This is a genomic window from Pseudoxanthomonas koreensis (genome assembly GCF_010093225.1).
GTDB classification, from domain to species: domain Bacteria; phylum Pseudomonadota; class Gammaproteobacteria; order Xanthomonadales; family Xanthomonadaceae; genus Pseudoxanthomonas; species Pseudoxanthomonas koreensis.
In genome coordinates this window covers 1-6,182 of record NZ_PDWM01000068.1, presented here as the reverse complement: position 1 = coordinate 6,182, position 6,182 = coordinate 1, and the positions used below count along the sequence as shown (strand labels likewise).

Genomic DNA, 6,182 nt, shown 5'->3' with positions numbered 1-6,182 from the left:
GGTCGATGTGCGGCCGCTCAGGCTCCTACACGTGCTCGCAACACAACGGGCTATCGGCGTGCCGCACATCGCTCTCCACTCAAGGCTCCCGGTTCGGGTAGACACAAGCGGGCATGACCGCGACACGACCCCCCCGGCACAGGGGACGCCGTCATGGGTCCGACGACCGTGTCGCGGTCATGCCCGCTCCTACAACAGCCTGCTAACGCCTGCACCGATAGGCTGAGGGTTTTCCACCCACCGCAAGGAGCCATCATGGGCATTTCCCGCACCGCCACCGCACACTGGGCAGGCGACCTCAAGACCGGCAAGGGCACCCTCGGCACCCCGCAGAGCGGCCTTCTGGCCGACACCCGCTACGGCTTCAACAGCCGCTTCGGCGACGAGCAGGGCACCAACCCCGAGGAACTGATCGCCGCCGCGCACGCCGGCTGCTTCAGCATGGCGTTCTCGGCCGCGCTCGGCGAGGCCGGCTTCACCCCGACGTCGATCGACACCCGCGCCGAAGTCGACCTGTCGATGGAGGGCGGACCGACCCTTTCGCACATCCGGCTGAAGATGAAGGCCGTGGTCCCCGGCATCGACGAGGCGAAGTTCCGCGCCATCGCCGAAGACGCCAAGCAGAACTGCCCGGTATCCAGGGCTCTGTCCGCGGTGCCCATCTCCCTGGAAGCCGAACTCTCCGCCTGACCCGGGCTTTTTTTGTAGGAGCCCCATTCATGGGCGACCCTGCGTCCGGCCGCGGCTGCGTTCAACGCGCCCGCTCCGGATGCTGCGCGTTGAACGTCGTGCCATCAGACGGCGTCGGGTCGCCCATGAATGGGGCTCCTACAACGGCGTGGTTGCCCCGGCGTACACGCATTGGGCATAGTCCGGCCACTTCCGTTCCCGGAGAAACCGATGCGCCTGCGCGCCGCTCCCGTCCTACTCCTCGCCATGGCCGCCGGCTTCACCGCATCCGCGTCCACCACGCAGGCGCAGGAACCCGCCAAGGCCTCCACCTCCGCCGGCGACGCCACCACCCTCCTCACCGCCGCCCGCATCCACACCCTGGACGCGCGCCAGCCGCAGGCCACTGCGATCGCCTGGGACGGGCAGGGCCGGATCATCGCCGTCGGCTCCACCGCCGAGCTGCGCAAGCGCTACCCGGCCGCGCGCCGCGTCGATGCCGGCAAGGCCACCGTCGTCCCCGGCCTGATCGACGCACACGCGCACCTCATGGAGCTGGGCTACGCCCTGCTGCGCGCCGACCTCACCGGCGCGGCCAGCCAGGAAGAAATCGTCCGCCGCCTGCAGGAATTCGCGGAAACCGCCCCCGCCGACGCCTGGATCCAGGGCTGGGGCTGGGACCAGAACCGCTGGCCCGACACCGCCTTCCCGACCACCGCCCAGCTCGACGCCGCCTTCCCCGACCGCCCGGCGTGGCTGGTGCGGGTGGACGGCCACGCCGGCTGGGGCAACAGCGCTGCGCTGCGCGCCGCCGAGGCCAGGCAGGGCGCGCGCAAGCTCGACGGCGACTGGCAGCCCGACGGCGGCCGCATCGTGCGCGACGGCACGCGCGCCACCGGCGTGTTCGTCGACGAAGCCATGCGCCTGGTCGAGCGCGCGATGCTCGCGCCCAGCGACGCCTACCGCGAGGAAGCCCTGTCGCGCGCGCTCGCCGCCGCCGTGCGCAACGGCCTCACCGGCGTGCACGACATGGGCGTCACCCGCGCCGACCTGGCGCTGATGCGCCGCTTCGCCGACGAAGGCCGCCTGCCGTTGCGCATCGACGCCTACGCCGATGGCGACAGCGGTGCCCTGGCCGACCTGTGCGAACACGGCCTCTACCGCCACGACCGCGGCCGCCTGCAGATGACCGGGGTGAAGCTGTACATCGACGGCGCCCTGGGCAGCCGCGGCGCCGCGCTGCTGGCCGACTACAGCGACGAGCCGGGCAACCGCGGCCTGTTCGTCACCGACCCGGCCGCGTTCGGCGCGGCGGTGATCAAGGCCCGCGACTGCGGCGTGCAGGTGGCCACCCATGCGATCGGCGACCGCGGCAACCGCGTGGTGCTGGACACCTACGAATACGCGCTGGGCGGGCAGGGCGTGCGCCCGGATCCGCGCTGGCGGGTGGAGCACGCCCAGGTGGTGGCCCCGGAAGACATCCCGCGCTTCGCCCAGTTGCGCCTGGTCGCCTCGATGCAGCCCACCCACGCCACCTCGGACATGCCCTGGGCCGAGGCGCGCCTGGGCCACGACCGGCTCGAAGGCGCCTACGCCTGGCGCCGCTACCTCGACCTGGGCGTGCCGCTGGCCCTGGGCTCGGACTTCCCGGTCGAATCGGTCGACCCGCGGCTGGGCCTGTTCGCCGCGGCCACCCGCACCGACCGCGAAGGCCACCCGCCCGGCGGCTGGCTGCCCGGGCAGAAGCTGAGCGCGGCCGAGGCCCTGCGCGGCTTCACCGCCGGCGCAGCCTACGCCGGCCACGACGAAGGCGAGGTCGGCAGGCTCGTTCCCGGCCTGCGCGCCGACTTCGTCATCCTGGACCGCGACCCCCTGGCGATCCCGGCGGCCGACCTGGACGACCTCCAGGTCAAGTCCACCTGGGTCGACGGCCAACCCGTCCATACCGCCGACTGACCGGCCGGCCACGTCCGGCGCCATCCCGCCGCCATCCCGCGCTTGAACGGGGCCCGGCGCCCGGTGGCCCCGGCCCTCCAAAACCCGGATAATCCGCAAAAGCCGGTCGGGGCCGCTTCTCCTGGAGCCACCCGCCCGGCTTTTTCCGTGTCTGGAACCCCGCGTTGCCCGGACCGCCCCGATGGCGGCCCGTGTCCCTCCCGCATCGCCGGGCAGGACGGGCAGGGCAGGCCACCGGCCACGGTCCATCCCGCGGCCCCGATGGCCGCCAGATAAAGGAGTCATGGCCATGGGCCAGTCAGTCGTCGTCATCGGTGCCCAGTGGGGCGATGAGGGCAAGGGCAAGATCGTCGACCTGCTCACCGAAGAGATCGGCGCCGTCGTGCGCTTCCAGGGCGGCCACAACGCCGGCCACACCCTGGTCATCAACGGCAAGAAGACCGTCCTGCACCTGATCCCGTCCGGCATCCTGCGCGAAGACGCGCTGTGCCTGATCGGCAATGGCGTGGTGATCTCCCCGGCCGCCCTGATCAAGGAGATCGGCGAGCTGGAAGCGGCCGGCGTGGAAGTGCGCAGCCGCCTGAAGATCAGCCCGGCCGCCCCGCTGATCATGCCGTACCACATCGCCCTGGATCAGGCCCGCGAGAAGGCCGCCGGCGGCAAGGCCATCGGCACCACCGGCCGCGGCATCGGCCCGGCGTACGAGGACAAGGTCGCCCGCCGCGGCATCCGCATCGCCGACCTGCATTACCCGAAGCAGCTGGAAGAGCTGCTGCGCACCGCGCTGGACTACCACAACTTCGTGCTCACGAAGTACCTGGGCGTGGACGCGGTCGACTTCGAACAGACCCTGGACGAGGCGCTGGCCTTCGGCGAATACGTGCAGCCGATGAAGTCCGACGTGGCCGGGATCCTCCACGACCTGCGCAAGCAGGGCAAACGCGTGCTGTTCGAAGGCGCGCAGGGCGCGCTGCTGGACATCGACCACGGCACCTACCCGTACGTCACCAGCTCCAACACCACCGTCGGCGGCGCGCTGGCTGGTTCGGGCGTGGGCGCGGACGCGATCGACTACGTGCTCGGCATCGCCAAGGCCTACGCCACCCGCGTCGGCGGCGGCCCGTTCCCGACCGAGCTGGACGACGAGATCGGCCAGGGCATCCGCGACCGCGGCGCCGAGTACGGCGCCTCCACCGGCCGCCCGCGCCGCTGCGGCTGGATGGACATCGTCGCCCTCAAGCGCGCGGTGGCCATCAACGGCATCTCCGGCCTGTGCATCACCAAGCTTGACGTGCTCGACGGCATGGACAAGCTGAAGATCTGCATCGCCTACGAATACCGCGGCAAGCGCACCGAATACGCGCCGCTGGACGCGCAGGGGTGGGAAGAGTGCACGCCGGTGTACCTGGAGTTCCCCGGCTGGAGCGAGAACACCCACGGCATCACCAACTGGGACGACCTGCCGCCGGCGGCCCGCGCCTACCTGCGCGCGCTGGAGGAGCTGGCGGGGTGCCCGATCAGCATCGTGAGCACCGGGCCGGATCGGGATCACACGATGGTGTTGCGGGATCCGTTTGCTTGACCAGCCACGTTGTCCCGGCGGGAGCCGGGACCTAATGACTCAGGAAGCCCCGCGAAAGCGGGGCTTTCTTGACTAATCAAGCCGCAGCAAGCTACGGCCCCCTAAGTTGATGACACGAAGCGACATCACGTCAGTGCTCTTTAGGGTGCGCCTGGGACCTTCCACCACCAAGTGGATCGATAGATTTTCTGATTGCCCATGGCGGTCCAAGTAACTTCTTCCCACATGGGTCGACCATTCGTGACCTTCAGAGATTGATCCAGCTGAGAATGCACGGCAGCTGTGATTCTCGTAGGGAACGTCGGAGGTAGCGACGTAAGTTTGGCAGCATAATTGGCGGCGCTCCCGACCCATACAAGGTCATTCGCGCCCCGTATGCCCGTCCGCGCCGCGAGTAGGTCGCTTGTGGCAATGCCCACAGTTTGTTCGACCACATAGGACGTATTAGGGTACTGAGCTTTGAGTAGCGGATTAATTATGTTCTTGACGGCCCAGTTGATCTTAAGGGCTGTCCTGGCGGCGCTCGTATTCTTGCTGCCGCCAATGAATACAGCCATGACCCGGTCACCGTCATAGGCCGTGATAGCGCCGCCTTCAGAGCCAATAATCTTTGCCGCGCAGTGTAGGTAGGCCTTGTAAACTTCCGCGGCGAACTCGTCCTTCATTTTGTCCACTAGCACAGTGGATGCTGAAAGATCAGCGTAAAGAACGGTCCCTTTGAGTTTTACGCCTACATTTCCAAGGCCTACAGACTCCGGTTCCGGAACAACTTGGCCGTCACGAGTAATCCATCTATCAGCGAAAATTTTTCGTACGGTGGACGCAAGGTCATCGTAAAGTGCCATGATCTAGCTCTTCGGAGCGCTGTATAGCAGCCAAACTGCTACAACCCACGGAGCTAAAGACAAGTAGAGTGCAATTGATGCGCGTTGAATCCACTTGAACTTCTCGCACGCGATGACGGCATTTCGGTGGCACTGAAATGCTAAGTCCATTGCATAGTCATCAGCAGAGACCGCAGATATGTCTTGATGGAACTGTGTCTGCTCGCGTTGTGCTATGCCGCCGCAGTACACCATTGATCCCTTTGGGCCATTCGTCCTGGGGAATGCGGCCAAAGATAGAAACAGAAAGGCGGCGGTGCAGGTGGCGACGCAGAATGAAGCGCTAATAGCCTGTGCGGTCGACCATTTGGCCGCGTGGTCGGGTGCGACCGCCGCGAGCAGTCCTACCATGGCCGCCACGAGCGTGAATATAAAAGCGCTCTTGGTGTCAGACCAGCTGATCCACTGAAGTTGTCGATTCAAATTTGACTCTAGTAGCGTGATCCTATCCATGTGTTCGCTCGGCTTTCTGTGAGTTGTGTTTCCGATAGGTCGGCGTGTCGATCAGCGAGGGTAGGTGGCTAGGCGATAGCGCCTTGTGGCGGCAAAGTTGTGGCAACCCTCGCTGCGGCGGACATTCGAACAATTTCATCGGAAGTAGCTAGTTGATTGACCGCTATGCGATACAGCTCCATAGCGTCTTGGAGAGCGACGATCTCTGCGCGGATCTTGTCCATATGCAGAAGGTCCTCCTCCTCTCCAGCCATAACGCTTACGTAGCGTGCTCTCTCTTCAGGCGTGTCTCCAGAGAATCCTCTAAAGAAGAGCGCAGCTCCTATTCCGTGGAGCGAGTTTGTTCGCTCAAACTTTGATCCAAGTACATCGTAGAGCCTCTCTCGGAGCTCGGGTGATGTCACATCCAGGAATTCTTGGTCGTAGATTAGGTCTGATATGCGCATCAAGCGAAACGTCTGGCGGCGCAGCGTGATATCCCACTGAGCTAGTCTCTCTCGGGCAATGGCTGGGTAATCCCCCCACTTTTAGCAGCCGCCAGAAGTGGAGCTAAGCGGCCATCGCCAGCTTCATGGCTGGAGTGATGCCGCCGAGCGCCATATTCGGGCGCTCGTGGTTGTACGTCCAGAGCCAGCGCG

At 66.0% G+C, this 6,182-nt stretch carries 6 protein-coding genes; 3 read left to right on the top strand and 3 right to left on the bottom strand.

Going from position 1 to position 6,182, the window contains the following annotated elements; translation table 11 throughout:
- Nucleotides 1-255 precede the first annotated feature (255 nt).
- The 3 genes from CSC64_RS13600 to CSC64_RS13590 all read left to right on the top strand — a co-directional run bounded on the left by CSC64_RS13600 (nt 256) and on the right by CSC64_RS13590 (nt 4,207).
- Complete coding sequence (locus tag CSC64_RS13600) at nt 256-690, top strand: OsmC family protein (RefSeq protein WP_162435870.1); 435 nt, start codon at nt 256-258, stop codon at nt 688-690.
- Nucleotides 691-900: 210 nt separating this feature from the next.
- Nucleotides 901-2,625 (top strand): amidohydrolase, encoded by a 1,725-nt coding sequence (locus tag CSC64_RS13595; RefSeq protein ID WP_162435869.1) that lies wholly within the window; start codon nt 901-903, stop codon nt 2,623-2,625.
- A 289-nt stretch (nt 2,626-2,914) separates the two neighbouring features.
- On the top strand, nt 2,915-4,207 hold the full coding sequence (locus CSC64_RS13590; RefSeq protein ID WP_162435868.1) for an adenylosuccinate synthase: 1,293 nt from the start codon (nt 2,915-2,917) through the stop codon (nt 4,205-4,207).
- A gap of 140 nt (nt 4,208-4,347) precedes the next feature.
- Here CSC64_RS13590 and CSC64_RS13585 read toward each other — a convergent pair whose 3' ends face one another.
- The 3 genes from CSC64_RS13585 to CSC64_RS13580 form a co-directional block, all read right to left on the bottom strand.
- Nucleotides 4,348-5,052 (bottom strand): adenylate/guanylate cyclase domain-containing protein, encoded by a 705-nt coding sequence (locus CSC64_RS13585; RefSeq protein ID WP_162435867.1) that lies wholly within the window; start codon nt 5,050-5,052, stop codon nt 4,348-4,350.
- A gap of 3 nt (nt 5,053-5,055) precedes the next feature.
- On the bottom strand, nt 5,056-5,544 hold the full coding sequence (locus CSC64_RS14100; RefSeq protein ID WP_484573154.1) for a Pycsar system effector family protein: 489 nt from the start codon (nt 5,542-5,544) through the stop codon (nt 5,056-5,058).
- 68 nt (nt 5,545-5,612) lie between these two features.
- Nucleotides 5,613-5,990: a hypothetical protein gene (locus CSC64_RS13580; protein WP_162435866.1), complete on the bottom strand. Its 378-nt coding sequence runs from the start codon at nt 5,988-5,990 to the stop codon at nt 5,613-5,615.
- Nucleotides 5,991-6,182: the final 192 nt, after the last annotated feature.